This is a genomic window from Psychrobacter sp. PG1 (assembly GCF_014897815.1).
GTDB lineage: Bacteria > Pseudomonadota > Gammaproteobacteria > Pseudomonadales > Moraxellaceae > Psychrobacter.
Map to the genome: position 1 here is coordinate 112270 of NZ_JABUZG010000038.1, position 21316 is coordinate 133585.

Genomic DNA, 21316 nt, shown 5'->3' on the forward strand with positions numbered 1-21316 from the left:
AACCTCATGCGTTTGACTCAATTATTATCTGATTCCCCACGTAATGCTATTTTGATTGGTTTGTGTTTTTTAGTGCTACTGATATTGCCTTGGCTCCATTTGTTACCTGAAACCTCTAGTTTTCACCTGTCTGCTTATTGGATAACTTTGATTGGTAAAATAATGGCGCTCGCCATGGTAGCACTGGCTTTAGACTTGGTCTGGGGCTATGCCGGCATTCTAAGCTTAGGTCATGGTCTTTATTTTGCGCTAGGAGGTTATGCTTTTGGTATGTACTTGACGCGTGAAACTGCTGGCACGGGCTTGCCAGATTTTATGCGTTTTTTGAGTTGGACCGAATTGCCGTGGTACTGGGCAGGCACTCAACATTTCTGGTGGGCGATGGCTTTAGTGGTGCTAGTTCCCGGTCTGGTCGCTTTTATCTTTGGCTATTTTGCTTTTCGCTCAAAAATCAAAGGGGTTTATTTTTCGATTATCACCCAAGCCATGACCTATGCTGCCGCCTTATTATTCTTCCGTAACGAAACAGGCTTCGGTGGTAACAATGGCTTCACAGGTTTTACCACGCTATTAGGCTATGACATCACCGCCTCTTCAACGAGGGCTGTGCTGTGTTTTACGACTGCTTTGGCGCTGCTACTGTCCTATCTTGGACTACGCTATCTGATGAGCCAGCCTTATGGGCGTGTGCTTGGTGCCATCCGTGATAGTGAAAATCGCTTGCAATATCTAGGCTATCGCACGCTTTGGTACAAGCTTTCAGCTTGGGTATTGTCTGCAATGATAGCTGGTATCGCTGGTGCTCTATATGTACCGCAAGTTGGTATCATTAACCCAGGCGAGATGAACCCCGTCAACTCTATCGAGATGGCAGTCTGGGTGGCTGCTGGAGGCAGAGGTTCATTAATCGGTGCCATTGTAGGCGCTGGTACAGTCAATGTGATTAAAACCTATTTTACCGTCGCCTACCCAGAGTTCTGGTTACTTATTCTAGGCGGATTATTTGTAGTGGTTACTATATTTCTCCCTAACGGCATCATTGGTGTACTCGATCGTTTTAAGAAGGAAAAAGAATAATGTCAATAATATGTAATAATGCTGCTTCCCAAAAAACAGCTAACGGTGCGCTTATTAAAAATCAAAATGATCCTAGTATACATAAGCCAATGGGAAGTTTTGACAATACAAATAACATAACGATTGCAGAAACCAAGCCTACCCGACCAGTCACTAGTTTGGCTGAAGATTATGGAGATAGCGGTGGCTTAGCGCATCCTGTTTCTAAATCAGGTCCAGATATGAGACATGGTATTGCGCTTTATTTGGAAGACGTTAGCGTGTGGTTTGACTCGTTTCGTGCACTCAATGATTTGTCTTTATACATTGAGGCGGGCGAGCTACGCTGCATCATCGGCCCTAATGGCGCAGGTAAGACGACGTTAATGGATGTTATTACGGGTAAAACGCGCCCGACCACAGGCAGCGCATTTTTCGGTCAAGTACATAATTTAGCCAAACTATCTACCGAAGAAATAGCGGAAGCAGGCATTGGCCGTAAGTTTCAAAAACCCACCGTATTTGAGAAATTTACCGTACTTGATAACTTAATGCTGGCTGCACCAAAGGACAAACGGGTATCAAAAAGCTGGTTTACTAAAATTGACGCAGAAATCCAAGATACTCTTGACTCAACGCTTGATCAAATACGCCTAAAAGAGCTGATTAACAAGCCAGCAGGATTATTGTCTCATGGTCAAAAACAGTGGCTAGAGATTGGAATGTTACTGATGCAAAGACCAAAACTTATCTTACTTGATGAACCAGTAGCAGGCATGACCGATGCCGAAACGGAACATACTGCTGAGTTATGTCTACGCCTTAAAAAGAATCACACCTTAATCGTAGTTGAACATGACATGACTTTCATTGATGCCATAAGTGAAAAAGTAACGGTCTTAGCAAATGGCGCTATTTTGGCTGAAGGCACGTTGAGTGAAGTACAGAATAATGAGGCCGTTATTGAGACCTATTTGGGTCGATAGTCGATAGTAGTGCTTAGAAATAGACCTAAAAAATAAGGGTAGTTATATGTTAGAAATTAATGCTATAAATCAATATTACGGCGGCAGTCACATCTTACGTGATGTCACCCTAGCCGCACCGGTAGGAGAATGTAGCGTCGTACTGGGTCGTAATGGCGTCGGTAAAACCACCTTGCTTAAATGCTTGATGGGCATCCTACCAATAAAATCCGGTGAAATTTTATTAGACGGTAAGGATATTAGTAAGATGACGCCTGAGCAGCGTGTGCGCGCAGGACTGGCTTATGTGCCGCAAGGACGTGATATCTTTTCCACTTTGACCGTTGAAGAAAACATCCTCATTGGAATGGCAAAATTCTCTCAACGTAAAGCGAGTAAAGTACCTAAACACTTATATGATGTATTTCCAGTGCTGGATGAAATGAAACATCGCCGCGGTGGTGATCTATCAGGCGGTCAGCAGCAGCAACTCGCTATTGCTCGTGCACTTGCTTCAGAGCCTCGCGTGCTAGTACTTGATGAGCCTACTGAAGGTATTCAACCGTCCATTATTAAAGACATTGGTAGAGTCATTCGTAGTCTTGCTAATAAAGGCGAGATGGCAATTGTTTTAGTCGAGCAGTTTTATGAGTTCGCAGAAGAGCTTGCCGATAACTATACCGTGCTCTCTAGAGGACGAGTGGTAGCTCAAGGGGCTGGATGTGACATGGCAGAAAACAATATTCAAGAGTTGGTGGCAATCTAAAAGGACACTTTATAAAAGGACACTTTATAAAAGGACACTTTCTAAAAGGACACTTTATAAAAAGACACTTTCTAAAAGGACACTTTCTAAAAAGACACTTTCTAAAAGGACGCTTTCTAAAAGGAAATACAGTTTTGACTTGGCAATCCTCACTACAGCTTCATTTCGACTGCGCCTCTAATGCTGCAAAAACTCGGCTGTGTCATCGTGCTCATACTGGCGCACTCATGGTGCAGCGCGCGCTGTATCCTGAGCCTGATAGTACTGACAACAGCCAAGCAGGGATTTGCCATATTTATGTATTGTATCCTCCTGCTGGTATCGCCGATGATGACCGTTTAACATTGGAATTTGACCTACACTCTAATAGCCATGCGGTGATTACTACTCCTGGAGCTGAAAAATGGTACGGGCAACGCAAATCGTTACGATCCTCTAGACCTAGCGACTCATCAAAATTTAATAACGGTACTCAATCGGCAAACAGCAACACTTCTAACGACTGTTTTAATGATGGTGTCAGCGCAGAACAGCATATCGACGCCCGCCTCGATGACCACGCTGTCTTAGAATGGCTACCTCAAGAAAGTATTTATTACGATTATTCCAACTCTAATGCGAATAACCGATTTTATTTAGCTAAGACAGCAAGTTTGTTGACTTGGGATATTGCTGTGTTCGGACGTCAAGCGTATCAAGAGACTTTTGCTAATGGTCATTATGCCAACCGCTTAGAGATATGGCGTGAGAGTAATTTATTGGTCAGTGAGTGCACCTCCCAGCAAGCAAATACGCGCTGGTTTATCTCACCATTAGGACTGAACAATCAACATGTACATGGCTCTTTTTGGGCAATACCTAGCACAGAGGTCATTGCATCTGAGTTACAGAATAATCCGCTCAAGCTTGGTCAATATTTAGATGCCACTATTACCGAGCTACGCCATCTCATTGATACGCAGTCATTACCTATTCACTGTACTCACAATTTTCAAGGTATTAATTGCCGTTATTTAGGAGCAGATGTGCGCGCTTGCTTCGAGGCTTTTTACCAAGTCCGCGAGCTTATCAGGTCTAAATGGTACGCACTTGAGCCTCATCGACCAAGGATTTGGGATACCTAATACCATGTGCTCCCACTTAATCTCATCCCTGAACAATGCTTAATAAAATCAGAATGACTCTACTTAGTACATTTAACTTAGCCTATTTACTTTATAAAGATTAAAAACGAATCATAGCCTTCAAAAGACAATAATTATTAAGGAAGTTTTATGCAGTTAAATCCTACCGAAAAAGATAAGCTCTTACTATTTACCGCAGGCATGGTGGCGGAACGTCGTAAAAATCGCGGTGTAAAACTTAATTATCCTGAGTCTATCGCTTATATCAGCATGCTACTGATGGAAGGCGCGCGTGATGGCAAAACCGTGGCGCAACTAATGAGTGAAGGAGCCACTTACCTCTCTGCCGATGACGTCATGGAAGGCATTGCAGAGATGATACATGATGTCCAAGTTGAAGCCACTTTCCCCGATGGCACTAAGCTGGTGACGGTACATAACCCCATCGTATAGCTTGCTTGTTGTAAAGCCGTATAAAACGATATTGAACGAGAGCCATTGCCGTAAGACGATTAAGGATAATAAAAATGACGATGAAAGCAGGCGAATATAATATTAAAGCAGGCGATATGGCTTTGAACGCTGGTCGATATGTTCAAACCATAACGGTAATCAATACTGGCGACCGCCCTATTCAAATCGGTTCTCATTATCACTTCTATGAAGTCAATGCAGCACTGAGCTTTGATCGAGAGTGGACGCTTGGCTATCGACTCAATATCTTATCTGGTACTGCGGTACGCTTTGAGCCGGGCCAAGCACGAGAAGTTGAGCTAGTCGCTATCGCCGGTAAACAACACATCTATGGTTTTTCAGGCAAGGTTATGGGCGTTGTAGACCCTAAAATCTCTCAAAATACCTCGAAAAAACGCATTGACCGACGTATTTATGCCGAACATTTTGGCCCTACTACAGGAGATAAGGTACGCTTAGCCGATACAAATTTATGGCTTGAGGTTGAATATGATTTGACCAGTCACAGTGACCAACGTACTGATAGCATCGGTGAAGAGGTCAAATTTGGTGGCGGCAAGGTAATCCGCGATGGGATGGGTCAATCACAGCTGCTGGGTGACCAAGTTGCCGATACCATTATTACCAATGCTCTGATTGTCGACTATAGCGGTATCTATAAGGCAGATATCGCTATTAAGGGCGGTCGCATTAGCGGCATCGGTAAAGCCGGTAACCCTGATATTCAGCCTAACGTGACGTTACCTATTGGCGCGGCTACCGAAATTATCGCAGGAGAAGGTAAAATATTAACTGCTGGCGGGATCGATAGTCATATTCACTTCATTGCACCGCAGCAGTGTGAAACGGCATTGATGTCTGGTGTAACCACGATGTTAGGCGGTGGGACGGGACCTGCTGAAGGCACTCTTGCCACCACTTGTACGCCTGGTGCCTATCATATTCACAGCATGCTAAAAGCCACTGATGCTATTCCGATGAATATTGGATTGTTAGGTAAAGGCAATGTTAGTTTACCAGCGCCAATTGTTGAGCAAATCGAAGCAGGAGCTATCGGGCTTAAGCTTCATGAAGACTGGGGCTCCACGCCCAAAGCCATTGATAACTGCCTTAGCGTGGCCGAAGAATATGATGTGCAAGTGGCGATTCATACTGATACGTTAAATGAAAGCGGCTATTTAGATAGCACTCTCGGCGCGTTTAAAGACCGCTGTATTCACACCTTCCATACCGAAGGCGCTGGCGGCGGTCATGCCCCAGATATCTTAAAAGCTATTGGCGAAACCAACGTTTTACCCTCATCAACCAATCCAACGCGCCCTTTTACTATTAATACCATTGACGAGCATCTCGACATGCTCATGGTTTGTCACCACTTAAGCCCAGCCATTGCTGAAGATGTCGCTTTTGCCGAAAGTCGTATTCGTAAAGAAACCATTGCCGCCGAAGACATTTTACAAGATATGGGTGCCATCTCCATGATGAGTAGTGATTCGCAAGCGATGGGACGCGTGGGAGAAGTCATTATTCGCACGTGGCAAACGGCTGATAAAATGAAAACCCAACGTGGTCATCTGGCTCCTGATCAATCGGCTAAAACTGAGCAATCCTTAGAAAATATCATGCTAAGTCCCACTGACTCTGATAGCAGCAATGATAATTTTCGTATCAAACGCTACCTCGCAAAATACACCATCAATCCTGCCATCACTCATGGCATTAGTGACGAAGTGGGATCCATTGAAGTAGATAAATGGGCGGATTTAATTTTATGGTCGCCGGCATTTTTTGGCGTAAAGCCCGACCTTATCATTAAAGGCGGCTTGATTGCGGCAGCGTCCATGGGCGACCTCAATGCTTCCATTTCAACCCCGCAGCCTGTGCACTATCGCAGCATGTTTGGTAGCTTCCCCAAAACAGTGGCGCAGACTTGCATCACCTTTATGTCAAGTGCGGCTATTGATAAGGGTGTTGATAAGCAATTAGGGTTAGAAAAGGTCATTAAAGCGGTACACAACATTCGTAAGGTACGTAAACAAGACATGAAGTTTAATAGCTACTGTCCTAAGATGGAGGTCAATCCTGAGACCTATGAAGTGTACGCCGATGGTGAGCTGCTGACCTGTGAGCCTGCCGACTATCTACCGATGGCACAGCGCTATTTTTTATTCTAGCTACTTTTTATTGTCGTGCTGATAATCCACCATCAGCTGTCAACCATCTACTTTAACGGACTATAAACATAATTATGAACATTTATACGCAACGTCTTGATCTATCAACCCTTAGCGCTGAACAACAAGCAATTATTGATAAGCAAAAACAGGCAGAAAATTTTTTATATTTAGATTTCGATACCCGTCAGCGTAGCCGTTTTAAAGCAGAAACTCAGCACCAAGAATCCATTGGTGTTGATTTGCCACGTACGGAAACCATTAAGAATGGCAGTGTGCTAGCAGACCATCAAGGCAATTTAATACAGATTATGGCTGCCAAGCAGGGATTAATCGAAGTGACTGCCGATAATGATTTTGACCTTATGAAGGGCGCTTACCATTTAGGCAACCGCCATGTGCCTTTAATGCTGACACCTAATGCACTCTACTTTGAGCCTGACCATGTTTTAGAAGCGATGTTACATCAACTTGGCCTACATACCCAAGCCGTACAAGCGCCATTTGAGCCAGAGACTGGTGCTTATAAAGGCAATCAAGGCGGACATTCTCACTCTCATGGTCATAATCATAGTCATCACTATCACGACCATTCACACACCCACGGCAACTCTCATGACTAATCATGCCACGCACTCCCAGCATCCTGCCAGTACCGCACAAGGTATAAATGTTCTGAATAATACAGAGGTAACTGGACGTTTGCTCATGCTGGCGTCAAGCAACCTACCTATTGGTAGTTATACCTACTCGCAAGGCATAGAGCCTGCTATCGAGTCAGGGCTTATTCATGATGAAAGCAGTTGCTTAGCATTTATGAGTGACTACTTGGAGCTGGCATTGTGTCGTTATGAGCTACCATTATTGGCGCTGATGATAGAGGCACTTATGATTGATGACGTCGCACTTGCTGATGCTTTAGGTGCAGATTACCACGCTAGCCGCGAAACCAAAGAGTTCGTCTATGAGTCAAGTCAATTGGCACTGTCTTTATCCGCATGGCTAGATAATGTCCTTGAGCTCAATGTGCCTGATAGCTTACTCGCTCATGGATTTTTGCCACTGTTTGCTCATATCAGCTCGCACTGGCAACTTAAGCCTGTACAAGCCATGACCACCTACGCTTTTGGTCAAATAGAAAATATGGTGCTGGCTGCGGTCAAAACCGTACCGCTTGGACAAATGGCAGGACAGCGCATCATTTGGCAGCTGCAACAGTTATTAAGTCAGCAAATACAGCCACTGGCTGCCAACGTCCAGCAAAAATTTTCGCACGTTCAACGTATGGCGTTAATGACTGATTGCTCTGATATAACAACATTTGAGCTAAATCTTCTCTATCAACAGCTACATATGTCCGCCAACATACCAAATTTAGCCATACTGTCTTGCCAGCATGAAAGGCAATATAGCCGCCTATTTCGCTCTTAATCGCTAATATACACAACTCTCATCAAGGAACTTTATTTATGGCACTAACACCCAAAGTCAAAAACAAAAATTTAGAAACGACGCTCTCTCCGCTACGCTTAGGCATTGGCGGCCCTGTAGGCTCAGGAAAAACGGCATTGACGCTGAGACTATGTCAACGCCTGCGGGATGACATCAATATGGCCGTGGTAACTAATGATATTTATACCAAAGAAGACTCTGAATTTTTAACCCGCAATGAGGCGATGCCAGCTGAGCGCATTCGCGGTGTTGAAACCGGTGGCTGCCCGCATACTGCCATCCGTGAAGATGCCTCAATTAACTTATCTGCCATCGCCGAATTACAGCAGCAATTTGCAGGTCTTGAGCTCATTATCATCGAGTCGGGTGGTGATAATTTGGCAGCAACTTTTAGCCCTGAATTGTCCGACTTGACACTATATGTCATTGACGTGTCTGCAGGCGATAAAATTCCTCGCAAAGGCGGCCCTGGTATCATGAAATCGGACTTGCTCATTATCAATAAAACCGACCTTGCCCCTTTCGTAGGCGCGTCACTTGAGGTGATGGCACATGATGCCAAAAAAATGCGCGGTGATAAGCCTGTGGTATTTAGTAACATGAAAACAGGCGAAGGTCTTGATGACATTGTTGCTTTTATCTTAGATAAAGGCATGTTAAGTGTGGCGTAGAATGCCTTAGGTAATGGCATCAATAAGTGCTCTACAAACCGCTGATGGATCAGTGGATTATCATTCAGTTTTTATATCGATTTGTTTATTTATTAAGGATTTATCATGACAACAGACACAGCCAAAACGATGACACGCAAAAATATCTTCCAAAAAACCACCATAATCAGTAGCTTAGCACTGTTATCGTTGCTACCAACACTCGCATTTGCTCATCCTGGGCATGGCTTGATGGCAGCAGATGGCTCATTTAGCCTTTCAATATTGTCTGGTATATTGCACCCTTTGACTGGGTTCGACCATCTGATGTTAGCGCTGGGCATGGGCATGCTATTTACTCAAATGTACAGCTTTAAAAAAGGCTTTGTAGCACTGTTAATTGGTCTAGTAACAGGATTTTTACTGAGTTTAAGTGTGAGCTTGAATAGCCTGTTTATTGAATACGGCATTCTACTCTCCATCGTACTCCTGACTATGGCACTTATGAGCCGCTACTTTAATGTGGCATTGAATCAAAGCCACGAGATGTCCGTCAAAACCGTGTATAAATTCTTAGTCATTGGCTTTGGTGCGCTTGCTATGTTCCACGGTGCAGCTCATGCAATCGAAGTGCCTGCAAACAGTAATACCGCTGGCTTCTTTACGGGTATGATTGTTGCCATGCTAGGTCTATATACTATCGGCAAAGGATTTGCCACTTATCTAAACACTCACCTGCAAGACAGTTTGATTATTCAACGTGTTATAGCTGTTGTCGGTTTATGCGGTGTGCTGTTAGGGTAACTTTGTTAATTTATACACAGAGTTGTTTAACACGGTAGTAAGTTGAAGTGGCTGGCTGTGCAGCGATCTATCATAACAATGAGTATTGATGCCATACTTACCAAAATGCACGCAGGTGACATTATATAAATTGCCTTATGCCCCTGAGCTTATGACAGCTCTTAAAGAAACTCTTAAAGAAATAAGGCCGCTCAAGCGACCGCTTAGCTCACAGCAGGATTAGCATTCAAAAAGGTTTGGGCTATAAGAAGCTTGAGATAATAAGTAAAAATGGTCATCAGAGAAAAAGGACAAATTAATGTCCTTTTTCTGGCTTTTGATTTACTTAATGCTTACCAGCTAAAGCCCATACCCATGCCACCAGAGTTCTCATCTTTTGTGAAAGCACCACCGAGACTAAAGCTGGTATTGGGATTAATGACACGCTGATACCCTAAGGAAACCGCTTGCTCGGAGCCCTGAAAACCTGCACCCACGCCTATACGGTTCTTACCTTGTAAACCTGACGTGCTGGTTGCCATGTTTAACATCGCAGCACTCATCGCACCTTGACGATCAAAACGATCATCAATTTCCTTAAAACGCTGTCCATTGTCTTGCAGATAATTGTGAATAGAGTCATTTAGAGCATTAAATTTAGTATCAGTATAAGTGTTCGAGGTTTCGATAGCGCTTGTTTTTGCGTCTTGTAACTGACTGACATTGACTGCGTCATTATCAGCGGTACCATTAGCAACATTGATAATCTGACGCTGGTTAAGATCCGAGCCAACCGACACTGTGTTTTCACGGCTAGAGCTAGATTCATTGCCGAGTACCACGGCGTTTTTTGCAGTAGTATTGACATTATTGCCGAGCACAAAAGTATTATCGCCAGACACGGTATTATTATTGCCCATACTATAGCTGTTATTGCCACTGACCGTACTTGGATCGCCAATTGCACCTGAATGATTTCCAGTCACTTTATTACCAGTGCCAATGCTGATAGCTTGCTCGCCGATTGCTTGAGCACCATCTCCTATTGCAATAGATTGCTTGCCCTGCGCCGCCGCGTTAGCGCCTAAAGCCATTGCGTTGTCTCCACTAGCAATCGCTTCTGCAGACGTACCACCATTGATGCTTAGGTATTTATGCTGTGCAGCAATGTCCTGTTTAACGATTAGCACCTGATCATTTGTATAACTTTGTGACAATGCTAGAGTCTCGGTGGCTTTGCCATCAGTATAACTTTGTGACGATGCTAGAGTCTCGGTTGCTTTACCATCGGTGTAACCTTTGGAGGCAGTCAAAGTCTCGGTTGCTTTACCATCGGTATAGCCTTTGGAGGCGGTTAAAGTTTCAGTTGCTTTGTCGTCGGTGTATCGTTTATTTACCGCATCTTTATCATTTGTCGCATCTGCCACGTTAGTGATACGTTTTTCGAAACCCTTGCTACCAACTGAAATCGTATCTCTTTCATCTGCAATGGAGAAACTACCTATGGCGGTTGCGCCTGTCGCAGTGGCTTGGCTATTACTGCCAAACACGCTGCTGTCTGTACTTGATGCGGTATTCTGATAACCAACTGCAACACTGTAGTCACCCTCTGATGTATTTTCAAAACCGACGGCACTACTGTCTTTACCTGATGCTTTATTATTATAACCGACGGCACTGCTATTTACATTCGAGGCGGTATTTTTATAGCCAATTGCACTGCTATTTATGTTCGATGCCGTGTTGTTATAACCAAATGCACTACTATAACCCTCTGAGGCGATATTATTAGATCCTACCGCACTACTATTGATACGCGATGCGGTATTGTTATAACCAACGGCACTACTATACTTAACTGATGCTTCATTATTAGCACCTAACGCACTACTATAATCACCTGATGCTACATTAGTATAACCAACCGCACTGCTATAACCACCCGAGGACTTATTGAAAAATCCCACTGCATTGCTAGAGTTACCTGTTGCTTCATTTGCATGACCTAGCGCACTAGTCGCTTCATTGTCAATACCTAAAGCACTGCTATTGAGACCGTCTGCTGCATTATTTATTCCACAGGCTACTGCAATTACACCTGTTGCCGTACTTCCTCCAGAAACAGGATCCGATACGCATACCACGCCTGCCCACACTGTCGAACCACTGATCGCTGCGATACTGAAGGCAAGCCCTTTTAGTGTCAACATCTTATAGTCATTTGAGCGAGCTATTTGGGCGATAGTGCCAGTCGTGCCGCTAGTCTTACCAGCGCTCTAGTATTTTCAGATACCACCACTATACAACCTAGTGATTGACTCCAAATCTTTTTAAATACTTTATTCATAGCTCGCTCCATAAGTCCAAAAACTACTCGTCGATAAAATCAAGGCTATCTATGCCACTTACACTAACCATGCTCGTAAATGACAACTGTCATTTATTAAAGCACAAAGCTAACATACCTGTATATTTATATTAAAGGATGTTTAATCTTCAGGGCTGTCTTAGATAAGCAAAATAATCTGGGATAGTTTTATGGAGAAATAGCATTATGAGTAAGATTCGCCTACCCAAACGCTCACAGCACAGTTAGCATAACGATTGTTATATCGGTAAGAGTGAGCGCGTCCGGTAGGATTGCAAGTGCCGTTATGGCACTCGCAAGGTCTGGCAGCAGATCAACCTGATGGCGTATCTAAGGAAATTTGGAATGGCATAGAGAGTGTTGAACAAGTAACCCTTGAGTGGATGGACTGATTTCATAACCCAAACAATCCACCTAAATGATTCACTCACGTAAATCATCCACGACCGCCAACATAGCCACTAATGAGGCTTCCCCTAATTTCATAGAGCGCTCTGGTGACCAACCCGTATCGGCATCGGGGACATTATTGTTATCTATAAATGGCATCTCCAAGGTATTGGCAAGGCAGTCAAAACGTTCGGCAACCCAGTGAGTCGCAAGCGTCATGTTCGCTTTACCCGGTGCATCTACGTCATAGCCTTCTTCCGTCTGAAAGTCAGCACTGGCGAGCTTTAACACTTCTGAGAATCTATCGCGTAGACGCGCGAGGCGGTCGCTATAATTTGGCGTACCCTGAGAGCCAGCAAGGAATACAAAAGGTATTTCTTCATCACCGTGTACATCATAAAACAGGTCAACACCCGTCTCTTCCATTTTATTAATGACATGAAAGACTTCTGGGCTGGTTTCCAAACTTGGATTTGACCAAGCACGGTTTAGGTTAGTCCCGACTGCATTAGTACGCAGATGACCGCGCACGCTGCCATCTGGGTTCATATTGGGCACGATGTAAAAGTTAGCTTTATCTAATAATAATTTACCCGTGGCATTATCACCATCTAACAGGCTATGCAGTAGTCCATCGACCAACCACTCAGCCATCGTTTCACCAGGATGTTGACGTGCCGTAATCCAAATATTGCGTTTAGGCGCATCGTTATTGCTAGCGCCATCACTAATTTTGACTAAGGTTAAATCGCGCTTATCAAGGGTTTCTCCCAAATGCTCTAACGTCACTAATGGATGCATTTGCACCGCTGCTAATAAATCTTGATGACGCTCATCACTGTAAGGGGCAAAAAAAGCAATTTGAATAGTTTCACATTCCAACTCTGCCGTTATGGTTAGTTTGCCGTCTTTATAAGAGGTGGGCAGACGAAACCAATAGTCGCGATCGTACGACGCCACCGCTTGGTAATTCTCCCACCCTGCAGGAAATGCCGCACCCCCTGCATTCATAATATTGAGCACATATTGCTCGCCAACTTGACCTGTCAGGCGAAAATTAAACCACTGAAAAAACTCGCCACCGACGTCCGGACGAATAGCCAATTGGATATTTTTTTTATCTTCTAAATTAATAACCTCAATATTACCAGCATCGAAATTAGCAGTGATATGCATAAATTTTCCTTAATTATTTTTTAGATATCTTAGTGAGTATTTGTAAAGTACCTCAGCATAAACGATTAAAAACAAGCAGGATAGAGAGGCTAACAAATCATCTTAAAAAATAGTAAAAATAATTATTAATAATTGTAGCACCGCTGCTTTTTTTAATTAAAATAACGTAAAAACATTCCAAGCACTATGACAGGCATAGCATTAGCCAATTTTTTATATTTATCACATTACTGAATGAATGTGTCAGATATTGGATATTATAGCTCATAATCCTATATAGCACTGTTCATCATATATAGTACTATTCTCTATAGCTACAAAAGCCATTCAACTGGTAGCCACCCTACTACTGTCAATATAATGTTAAGCAGGGCACTTTGTCCAGGCTCCGAGACGCTCATCGATCCAGTATAGGAATCGATCCAGACGAGCCTTCCATTACGCTGCTCTACCCGCCAAGTAACGCCAACCATGCCCTCGTCAAATGCTTTGTGCAGTTTTTGTGCCATCTGTTCACTGTTGATCATTAAACCCATTTCGGTATTGAGCGCAGTCGAACGGGGGTCAAAATTGAACGAGCCAATAAAAATGCGCTTTCCATCTACCGCAAAGGTTTTCGCGTGAAGACTGGCTTTTGACGATCTGAACGGTCCTAGATGGTCAGCGGGTGCACCAGACGCAGCTTGGCTACGTAGCTCAAAAAGGCTGACGCCACTTTCAAGCATAGCCTTGCGGCGTTTAGCATACCCTGCATGAACCAGCAGCACATCCGTTGCTTCCATCGAATTAGTCAATATTTGTACTTTGACACCACGCGCCGCAAGCGTTGCAAAAGCTTTGACACCAGCAGCACCGGGGACAAAATAAGCCGAAACTCCGTCGAACCGTGTCTGGATTTCGCCTACAGCTTCCGTCAAGCGTGTCGCTAATAACTCTTCACGCGGAACGGCTCCCTGACCTTTTATTGGGTCGTCACTCACCAAAATGGCTGTGGTCCATTCTAAGTTCAGCTCTCCTGCAGCAAGAGCTGCTACGATTTTTGAGTGATCCAGAATGCTTCTATACTCACACATTTGCAGGTCATTCTTAAAACCAGCCAATCGTTTAGAAATCGGGTCGGTGTCTTTGTGTAGCCCAACGATTGAACCTGCTGGATGCACCGATGGGGCTGCCCAGTAACGATCGAAATCAGCGGCGACGGTCGAAACGATCGCGCCGACTGCCAGCACATCAAGATCAACAAACAGCGGCGTTGAACCCGTTCCGAAATACTCATCGCCTACGTTTCGACCACCAAGTATTGTGGCACGACCATCCACAGTAAAAGATTTATTGTGCATGCGTCGATTCAATCGGAAGAAATCAAACGCGTAAGACAACATCTTAAATATTCTAAGGTTGAATGGATTATATAGCCTTACCTCAACATTCGGATGTGCGACAAGCGCCGCTATCTCGTTATCAAGCCCAGTTGTACCATTGTCATCGAGCAAAAGACGCACCCGCACACCTCGATCAGCAGCTCTAACCAAAGCATCGAGCAACAGCGTACCCGTCAAATCAGCGCGCCAAATATAGTATTGAGCATCTATGCTCGATATAGCCACGTCTGTGAGAAGTATTCGTGCAGCAAACGCGTCGGCGCCATTTTGTAGCTGCGCAATTCCAGTGCGCCCCTTATGTACAGCTTCAAGCTCAATCAAGGCGTCAGCCAACGGGCCATTCATCGCTTTTGGCAACACTGTTGTATCGATTCGCCCTTCAATTTCCGGAAGTGTAAAAGCAAATCGCGCCATAAGAATGGTAATCCCAGAAAGAGCAACCATGGAGACTAACGTTTTCATGAACATGTTGAAATTCCCTATTCCATATTAGAGTGGTGCCACACATGAGCTTGAATCACGTAAGCCGCCTCTAAAAACATCAATGTATTTATCTTAGTCTGCGCTGTTGCTGGCTTGATGTCACCCTATAGCCAACTATTGTAGAAAAGCATATCCATAATATTAAATATTAAGGTATTTTTAGTTGGTTTTAGCATGGGCTATCAATACTACATCTTCGTTAGCTTGACTACGCTCAAGTAGTATCTTGACTTGCATTGGTTTTTCAACAAATCATATATTAATTGCTAATCATTGTATCCCTATCACAAATTCAATAGGTTCAATGCTGGTCACGCATGTTGATCGCGCCGAATATTTGGCTACAGCGCCAAGCGTTATTTTAATATTAATGTGCTCTATGACTCATTAGGTAGAAAACACCTAATTCTTGTAATACTTACAATACAGCTATTTCATATGATATCTCATATGAATAAGTCGCAAGTTAGAAAGCTAAAAACCCTTTATACTATGCGAAAAATAGTATAAAGGGTTTTTAGCTTTCTTAGATGACGTTGCCAATGTTCAACACGCCCTAATTTATTAGCTAGCGAGCTGAAGCTTTTTTACGTTACCCATAAGTGCGCTAAGATTTTTCTCAAGCTTACTTTTTTCTAGCTTCATTCTAACGACAACCTTAATAATCTCATCAGCTATCTCTTTATTGCCTTCAGCCACTGCCTGCTGCAATGCTAGACTTTCACGCATAATAGCAACCCTTAAAGGCTCGATCTTATAAATAATACGGTTGATAGATTTATGCAGATCCGACTGTCTATAGCACTCTTTTACCTTAGATGATTTATATAAGAGACTGTTTTTATCACTTTTTGCGCGGGCTAACGTCTCGATATAATCAGCCGCTATCTTGTCAGCATAATCATCTTGAATACCAACCTCTAAAATATTTTTTACTAACATGATGTCGATTTTTTCTAAGTCAGTCTCTTTAATGGCACTTTTTAACATTTCAAACAGTCCTTCGTAAATGTTGGGATTAGGGATGAATTAAGTGGTTATCGCATATAAAAAGCAAAGCCATCGGCGTCACTATAATTAGCAAGTGGATTCGTTGTTTGCGCACTCTTATATTCACACTCGTATAAAAGTTACTTTCACAACCATGACAATCAATTCGTAATAGAGGTCACTCAAGAACATTTATATAATGATACACTTATGTTCATTTTAACCTAAGAGTACAAGTGTACACAATAGGCATTCAACCCTTTTAATACAAAGGTTATGAAAAGCGGCTATCAAACCGCCATAGATTGATATTTATTTTGAGAATAGTACTGTTGAGGTCTATCAAAATGATGAGGGTAAACAACTCCCTCACTATTAGGAATTGTTTAATGACGCGTGGATTCTTGCTAGACATATCTAAAATAGATTGATGAAATATTTACAAAGAAATGAATGAGCTACTTTTACTAAGAAGGGAAAATCACTGGCTCATCGCCATCTTGCCAAGGTTGAAACTTGGTCATGGCTTGTATAAATAATGGATGCGCTAGCCAGTTTTTTAGCCATATTTGCAGTTTAGGATAAGGCAAACTGTAAAAAACGTCGCGATCTACATGAGCAAATTGGCGGACAAATGGCATAATACCGATATCGGCAATGGTCACACTGTCTCCTAGCAAATAAGTATTTTTAGTAAGCAGTGCTTCTAAAATCTGTAGAAATGCTTCACCTTTTTGCCGATATTCTGTTTGGGTCATTTCAAGATGACGGTCAGCATATTTATAGCGATCTAGCCAATGCTTAAACTCCTGATCGTTTTGCTCAATTAACGTATTACCTTGATGCAAAGTCTTAATGTTCAACAGCTCTTGTGGATCTTGCTGTTCAAGCGCCCACTCCATTATTTCCCGACTCTCTTCAATCACAACACCATCAGCGAGCTGTAAAACTGGCACGGTGCCTTTTGGGCTAATCGCTAGCATTTTGGCAGGTTTGTTTTTTAAGGTGATCTCCCGTAGCTCTACTGGCAACTCGGCAAACAACAGACCAAGACGCGCGCGCATGGCATAAGGACAGCGACGAAAAGAGTAAAGACAAGAAAGGGAGTAAGCAGTCATATATTTTTTCACAGTTAAAACGAGATCGGTAGCCTTAGAGTCACTGACATCAAGAGTCATTTAGTTTCGTTACTGATCTCTATTAAGGGTTGGTAAAATTAATACTTCAAAGCATTGAACAAAGCCAGTATCATAGCGGCATTGAAAAACCTTTACCTTATTTATTATAAACAAAAGGAAGATATAGTGTCGCAGGCTCAGACAACTATCACAGAAACACCTCATCTCACAAAAGATCAGAACTCTGTATTAAAGATTCTTACGATCATGGGTTATTTAGAAGGTACGTCCTTCTTATTACTACTTTGCATCGCCATGCCGCTAAAGTACATGATGGGTATTGCAGAAGCGGTCACCTACATAGGGATGACTCATGGCGGATTGTTCATCGCGTATATTTTAATGCTGTTGATAGCCACCACCAAAATCAAAATGCCGCTTTGGGCGATGCCAGCAGGGGTACTCGGATCCTTTTTGCCCCTTGGTCCGTTTATATTCGATCATTTATTAAAAAAGAGCTTGAATAAAAAAGCTTAAAATCCCTTCAAAGTAATGTCAAATGACTTACTGAATATGACGAACATTGGTGATTTTAAGATATAGCGCTATTTAAGCGCTAGATGGTATGTATTAATGACTGATCATGATGGCTGATTATAGTTATTCGTCAGTCATTAATTTCCCACAAAAACTATCCACTTACTGCGACTGGCACTTTACGAATCAGCCATAAAAAGTACGCACCGCCAATGATAGCCGCAATCGTACCCGCAGGCAGCTCATAAGGGAAAATGATATAACGCCCAATCCAGTCTGCTATTATCATCACCCCTGCGCCTAACAAAGCCGCTAATGGCAATTGGCGCTCAAGCCTTACCGCACCGAGTGACGTCGCCAAATGTGGCACCATTAGACCAATGAAACTCAATGGCCCAACCGCAAGCGTACTGGCAGTACTTAGCGCCGCCACCAACACCAATAACGCGAGTGTCACTGGTGTCACTGCCACCCCTAAATTACGAGCGACCCCTGTACCCAAACCAAGCACTCTTAAGGGTTTGATAAGCAGTAAGCTGAGGGCAAATAAAATGAGGGCAATGCCGATAAGATACCACACGGTGCTAGGCTGAGCGCTATAAGTCGTTCCCGATAGCCAGCTAAGCATCGCTTCTAGGCGTGGATCGCCAGACAGCTTGACCATGTGCATCACCCCATCCATCATCGCGGCAATACCGATACCGACCAGTAATAGATAGCCAGAACTTACCTTACGTGCCAGCCAAATAACCAGCAATAACACAGCCATCGCTCCTGATAATCCTGAGATTAATAAAGTACCAGCTCCGGCAGATAGCCCTAAGCTTGGTAGCAGTAAAAACCCTAAGATAACCCCAAGCGCCGCGCCCGAGCTCACACCCAACACTTCTGGACTTGCCATCGGGTTGCGGGTGAGTGTTTGCAATAACACACCAGCGATGGCCAACATCAGACCTGTTGCCGCAGCGCTCAAACTGCGCGGTAGCCGATACTGCTGGGTGATCGCCCAATCGGCACTTAGTCCCCAGCCACTGACGTCTTGGACAAAAAGACAGGCAAGTATGATTATCATTACCACGCCAATACCCCAGCGCCACCATGCCACAGGTGCATGCTTGCCCGTTAGCATCGGGGTTACTGTTTCTATCCGCTCACGGCGCTGACGCAAAATCAGCCAAATAATCAGTGGTGCACCAAGAATACCCGTCATCGCCCCTGCTGGAATTTGCATATTTAGTATGGGTTCGAGTAATAAAGCAACATTGCTAGTCAGCCATAAAAGCAGCGCCCCTAAGACAAAGGCTGCAAGCAGACGTTTGCTAATAGAAGCAACTCCCAGCGCATTGACCAGACTGGCAGCGCCAAGACCGATAAAACCGATTAGACCAACTTCGCTAACCACCAAAGCGGTAACAACTGCCACAATAAGCACCACCAATGCACGGATACCGTTAATCGGCACGCCCAAGCGCTTGGCTTGTGAGTCATCGAGACTCATCAAGGTTAATGGTTTTAACAAGGGTAGACAGACAACCGCCATCACGACGGCCGTTATCGCTAGCATCGTACTGGTATGCCAGCTATTCTGTGCCAAAAATCCCGCCGCCCACGACAGCATGCCATTACTACGTTCAGCAAAAAACAACACCAAAACATTGGCAACGGCGGCAAGTAGAATGTTTACCACCAAGCCTGCCAATATTAAAATGAGCGGATTAAAACGACTGGGTGCTGACAATACAAAGACCAGTCCCATGCTAATCAGCGCGCCGACAAAGGCCACATAAAGTCCGCCATAAATCGCTAAGCTTGGCAAAAACAAGGTCACAATGAGCATGGCCAATTGTGCACCAACGCCGATGCCCAATGTGGTGTCTGACGCTAATGGGTTTTTGACCAGCTGCTGTAGCAAAATACTGACAACCCCAAGCAGACCACCTGCCAATAGCGCCACTATGCTGGTCGCCACTATATGCAGCTGCGTCGCAAGACTGTTAATATCCAATTGCGAGCTTGGAATAAACAAATCACTGATTGGGCGTGTCCACTCCTGAGCGATTAATGCCCACGTGCTCCATACTGACAACACCACAAGGATAATCATTACTGCCCAGATGCGCCATGTATCTGCAAATACCGAAGGTGATTTCCGAGGTAATTTTGGTGCTGGATTGGGAGGTTTTTGCATGAGCTTGGAGTGTTGCTCTGATGGTGTTTTCAATGTGGGCGACTGAGACGCTGCAAGTGAAGTCATAGGTTTGACATAATCAGTAGTATTATTGGTATGAGAGTGATGAGTCTGTGCGGCAGTATTAATAGTCATGATGCTGCCCCACCTTTTAATGTCACTATTGATAAATTATTTGCCAAGCCGACCAGTGACGACATGCCACCATAAATCCATATGGGTGGCAGCTCACCCACGCAGCGCTCATCGCCATAGCCTAGACGCTGCCAAACCAAACTGTCTTTAATCTCAGCTCGGGTTATCGGGCTTAAAGGGTCGATGATTAATAGGCAGGTCTCATTATCCAATTGAGCCAAGTCGCCCATTCGAATGGGGACAAACCCCCATTGATTGCCTTTGCCTAATACATCAAGCCCTTTGCCCATCTGACTTAGCACGGGCTGAAACAAACTATTTTTGACATACATACGCATGTTATTGGCATCAGCAAACTGCACAACGGCAAATCTCTTTACTTTTGGATAGCGCTGATGCAGACGCTCACTTGCCAGTTTGATATCTGTCTGACTTTTTTTAATATAGCTTTCAGCCAAGGCTGGTTCATCAATTAGCTGTCCCAACTGACGAGTTGGCTCAGTATAATCTGCCCAAGTTGCAGTATCACCTTTAGCGGCGAACATGACTGACTCAGAGGGCACATCTCCATAGAGATTGCGGGCATGCTCATAAAAAAAGTTATCGACGACCAAATCGACAGGCAATTGGGCAACCAATTCCGCATTAGGCTGATAGCGAATACCCAAATCAATGATTGAGGCTGGCAATTCAGGCGTACCTACCCATCTGTCCCACACCCTCACATCACCCGTCGCTATCGGGGGGTAACCCATGGCGGTCAAGGTTGCCGCATTGCCCCAATCAGGTGAGACTATATTGATGTCAGCGTTATCTGCATTGCCCACTTGAGCATCTTTTTGCGCCGTTATTGGTTGGTGACAGGCGGTCAGTGTTAAGCTTGCTATAAGCGGCAACCACTTATATTTACTGATATTGAGATTTGAGCCAGCTTTTATGGAAGGTTTTATGAAAGATTTTATGGCTATTAAAGAGAACAGAGCTTTATAAAGAGCAGGAAACATAGCGGCCTATCTTTTGCGCGAATAAGAGAAAATAAGAAATGAAAAAGATGAGGCAAATACTAGGGCATGCCCTCATTTTAAAAATGGTTATAAAAATTTAA

Annotated in this window: 19 protein-coding genes; 11 read left to right on the forward strand and 8 right to left on the reverse strand. The window is 43.9% G+C overall.

Annotated elements, in window-relative coordinates:
* Positions 1 to 6 precede the first annotated feature (6 nt).
* The 10 genes from urtC (at position 7) to INT03_RS02560 (ending at position 9465) form a co-directional block, all read left to right on the forward strand.
* Positions 7 to 1077 carry an urea ABC transporter permease subunit UrtC gene (urtC, locus tag INT03_RS02515; RefSeq protein ID WP_193007436.1) on the forward strand — a complete coding sequence of 357 codons (1071 nt, stop codon included), beginning with the start codon at positions 7 to 9 and terminating at the stop codon, positions 1075 to 1077.
* Entirely contained in the window at positions 1077 to 2042 is a 966-nt protein-coding gene (gene urtD / locus INT03_RS02520) for an urea ABC transporter ATP-binding protein UrtD (protein ID WP_193007437.1), read from the forward strand. The genes urtC and urtD overlap by 1 nt, the downstream gene beginning before the upstream one ends.
* A 46-nt stretch (positions 2043 to 2088) precedes the next feature.
* Complete coding sequence (gene urtE / locus INT03_RS02525) at positions 2089 to 2787, forward strand: urea ABC transporter ATP-binding subunit UrtE (RefSeq protein WP_193007438.1); 699 nt, start codon at positions 2089 to 2091, stop codon at positions 2785 to 2787.
* 134 nt (positions 2788 to 2921) lie between these two features.
* Positions 2922 to 3911: an urease accessory protein UreD gene (locus INT03_RS02530; RefSeq protein WP_193007439.1), complete on the forward strand. Its 990-nt coding sequence runs from the start codon at positions 2922 to 2924 to the stop codon at positions 3909 to 3911.
* Between the two features lie 150 nt (positions 3912 to 4061).
* On the forward strand, positions 4062 to 4364 hold the full coding sequence (gene ureA / locus INT03_RS02535) for an urease subunit gamma (protein WP_010200554.1): 303 nt from the start codon (positions 4062 to 4064) through the stop codon (positions 4362 to 4364).
* 74 nt (positions 4365 to 4438) lie between these two features.
* The gene (gene ureC, locus INT03_RS02540) at positions 4439 to 6559 is read left to right on the forward strand and encodes an urease subunit alpha (protein ID WP_193007440.1); all 2121 of its coding nucleotides are present in this window, start codon (positions 4439 to 4441) and stop codon (positions 6557 to 6559) included.
* A gap of 74 nt (positions 6560 to 6633) precedes the next feature.
* On the forward strand, positions 6634 to 7182 hold the full coding sequence (gene ureE, locus INT03_RS02545) for an urease accessory protein UreE (RefSeq protein ID WP_193007441.1): 549 nt from the start codon (positions 6634 to 6636) through the stop codon (positions 7180 to 7182).
* Complete coding sequence (locus INT03_RS02550) at positions 7175 to 7990, forward strand: urease accessory protein UreF (RefSeq protein ID WP_193007442.1); 816 nt, start codon at positions 7175 to 7177, stop codon at positions 7988 to 7990. The genes ureE and INT03_RS02550 overlap by 8 nt, the downstream gene beginning before the upstream one ends.
* Before the next feature lie 38 nt (positions 7991 to 8028).
* The gene (gene ureG, locus INT03_RS02555) at positions 8029 to 8682 is read left to right on the forward strand and encodes an urease accessory protein UreG (protein ID WP_193007443.1); all 654 of its coding nucleotides are present in this window, start codon (positions 8029 to 8031) and stop codon (positions 8680 to 8682) included.
* Between the two features lie 105 nt (positions 8683 to 8787).
* On the forward strand, positions 8788 to 9465 hold the full coding sequence (locus INT03_RS02560; RefSeq protein WP_193007444.1) for a HupE/UreJ family protein: 678 nt from the start codon (positions 8788 to 8790) through the stop codon (positions 9463 to 9465).
* 332 nt (positions 9466 to 9797) lie between these two features.
* Here the strand turns inward: INT03_RS02560 and INT03_RS02565 are convergent, their stop codons facing one another.
* The 6 genes from INT03_RS02565 to INT03_RS02590 form a co-directional block, all read right to left on the reverse strand.
* The gene (locus tag INT03_RS02565; protein ID WP_193007445.1) at positions 9798 to 11654 is read right to left on the reverse strand and encodes a YadA-like family protein; all 1857 of its coding nucleotides are present in this window, start codon (positions 11652 to 11654) and stop codon (positions 9798 to 9800) included.
* Between the two features lie 20 nt (positions 11655 to 11674).
* Positions 11675 to 11803: an ESPR-type extended signal peptide-containing protein gene (locus INT03_RS15115; protein ID WP_413469373.1), complete on the reverse strand. Its 129-nt coding sequence runs from the start codon at positions 11801 to 11803 to the stop codon at positions 11675 to 11677.
* A 432-nt stretch (positions 11804 to 12235) separates the two neighbouring features.
* Positions 12236 to 13378 (reverse strand): M14-type cytosolic carboxypeptidase, encoded by a 1143-nt coding sequence (locus INT03_RS02575; RefSeq protein ID WP_193007447.1) that lies wholly within the window; start codon positions 13376 to 13378, stop codon positions 12236 to 12238.
* A 314-nt stretch (positions 13379 to 13692) separates the two neighbouring features.
* Positions 13693 to 15228 carry a phospholipase D family protein gene (locus INT03_RS02580; RefSeq protein ID WP_226950160.1) on the reverse strand — a complete coding sequence of 512 codons (1536 nt, stop codon included), beginning with the start codon at positions 15226 to 15228 and terminating at the stop codon, positions 13693 to 13695.
* Between the two features lie 579 nt (positions 15229 to 15807).
* Positions 15808 to 16233, reverse strand: coding sequence for a hypothetical protein (locus tag INT03_RS02585; protein ID WP_193007448.1), 426 nt, complete (start codon positions 16231 to 16233; stop codon positions 15808 to 15810).
* 467 nt (positions 16234 to 16700) lie between these two features.
* A complete protein-coding gene (locus INT03_RS02590; protein WP_193007449.1) occupies positions 16701 to 17351 on the reverse strand; it encodes a glutathione S-transferase in 651 nt (216 codons plus the stop codon).
* Between the two features lie 186 nt (positions 17352 to 17537).
* Here INT03_RS02590 and INT03_RS02595 point away from each other — a divergent pair, with 186 nt between their 5' ends.
* Entirely contained in the window at positions 17538 to 17888 is a 351-nt protein-coding gene (locus INT03_RS02595; protein ID WP_296293574.1) for a DUF3817 domain-containing protein, read from the forward strand.
* Positions 17889 to 18042: 154 nt separating this feature from the next.
* Here the strand turns inward: INT03_RS02595 and fhuB are convergent, their stop codons facing one another.
* Together fhuB and INT03_RS02605 are read right to left on the reverse strand one after the other, a co-directional pair.
* Positions 18043 to 20211 (reverse strand): Fe(3+)-hydroxamate ABC transporter permease FhuB, encoded by a 2169-nt coding sequence (fhuB, locus tag INT03_RS02600; protein ID WP_226950159.1) that lies wholly within the window; start codon positions 20209 to 20211, stop codon positions 18043 to 18045.
* On the reverse strand, positions 20208 to 21215 hold the full coding sequence (locus INT03_RS02605) for an ABC transporter substrate-binding protein (RefSeq protein WP_193007450.1): 1008 nt from the start codon (positions 21213 to 21215) through the stop codon (positions 20208 to 20210). The genes fhuB and INT03_RS02605 overlap by 4 nt, the downstream gene beginning before the upstream one ends.
* Between the last annotated feature and the right edge of the window lie 101 nt (positions 21216 to 21316).

Excerpts from the sequence above, each read along its gene's own strand:
- INT03_RS02550 (WP_193007442.1), top strand. The coding sequence starts at position 7,175 with ATGACTAATCATGCCACGCACTCCCAGCATCCTGCCAGTACCGCACAA.
- ureG (WP_193007443.1), top strand. The coding sequence starts at position 8,029 with ATGGCACTAACACCCAAAGTCAAAAACAAAAATTTAGAAACGACGCTC.
- ureA (WP_010200554.1), top strand. The coding sequence starts at position 4,062 with ATGCAGTTAAATCCTACCGAAAAAGATAAGCTCTTACTATTTACCGCA.
- INT03_RS02565 (WP_193007445.1), bottom strand. The coding sequence starts at position 11,654 with ATGTTGACACTAAAAGGGCTTGCCTTCAGTATCGCAGCGATCAGTGGT.
- fhuB (WP_226950159.1), bottom strand. The coding sequence starts at position 20,211 with ATGACTATTAATACTGCCGCACAGACTCATCACTCTCATACCAATAAT.
- INT03_RS02560 (WP_193007444.1), top strand. The coding sequence starts at position 8,788 with ATGACAACAGACACAGCCAAAACGATGACACGCAAAAATATCTTCCAA.
- INT03_RS02575 (WP_193007447.1), bottom strand. The coding sequence starts at position 13,378 with ATGCATATCACTGCTAATTTCGATGCTGGTAATATTGAGGTTATTAAT.
- urtD (WP_193007437.1), top strand. The coding sequence starts at position 1,077 with ATGTCAATAATATGTAATAATGCTGCTTCCCAAAAAACAGCTAACGGT.
- INT03_RS02590 (WP_193007449.1), bottom strand. The coding sequence starts at position 17,351 with ATGACTGCTTACTCCCTTTCTTGTCTTTACTCTTTTCGTCGCTGTCCT.
- ureE (WP_193007441.1), top strand. The coding sequence starts at position 6,634 with ATGAACATTTATACGCAACGTCTTGATCTATCAACCCTTAGCGCTGAA.
- INT03_RS02580 (WP_226950160.1), bottom strand. The coding sequence starts at position 15,228 with ATGTTCATGAAAACGTTAGTCTCCATGGTTGCTCTTTCTGGGATTACC.
- INT03_RS15115 (WP_413469373.1), bottom strand. The coding sequence starts at position 11,803 with ATGGAGCGAGCTATGAATAAAGTATTTAAAAAGATTTGGAGTCAATCA.
- INT03_RS02585 (WP_193007448.1), bottom strand. The coding sequence starts at position 16,233 with ATGTTAAAAAGTGCCATTAAAGAGACTGACTTAGAAAAAATCGACATC.
- urtE (WP_193007438.1), top strand. The coding sequence starts at position 2,089 with ATGTTAGAAATTAATGCTATAAATCAATATTACGGCGGCAGTCACATC.
- urtC (WP_193007436.1), top strand. The coding sequence starts at position 7 with ATGCGTTTGACTCAATTATTATCTGATTCCCCACGTAATGCTATTTTG.
- INT03_RS02605 (WP_193007450.1), bottom strand. The coding sequence starts at position 21,215 with ATGTTTCCTGCTCTTTATAAAGCTCTGTTCTCTTTAATAGCCATAAAA.
- ureC (WP_193007440.1), top strand. The coding sequence starts at position 4,439 with ATGACGATGAAAGCAGGCGAATATAATATTAAAGCAGGCGATATGGCT.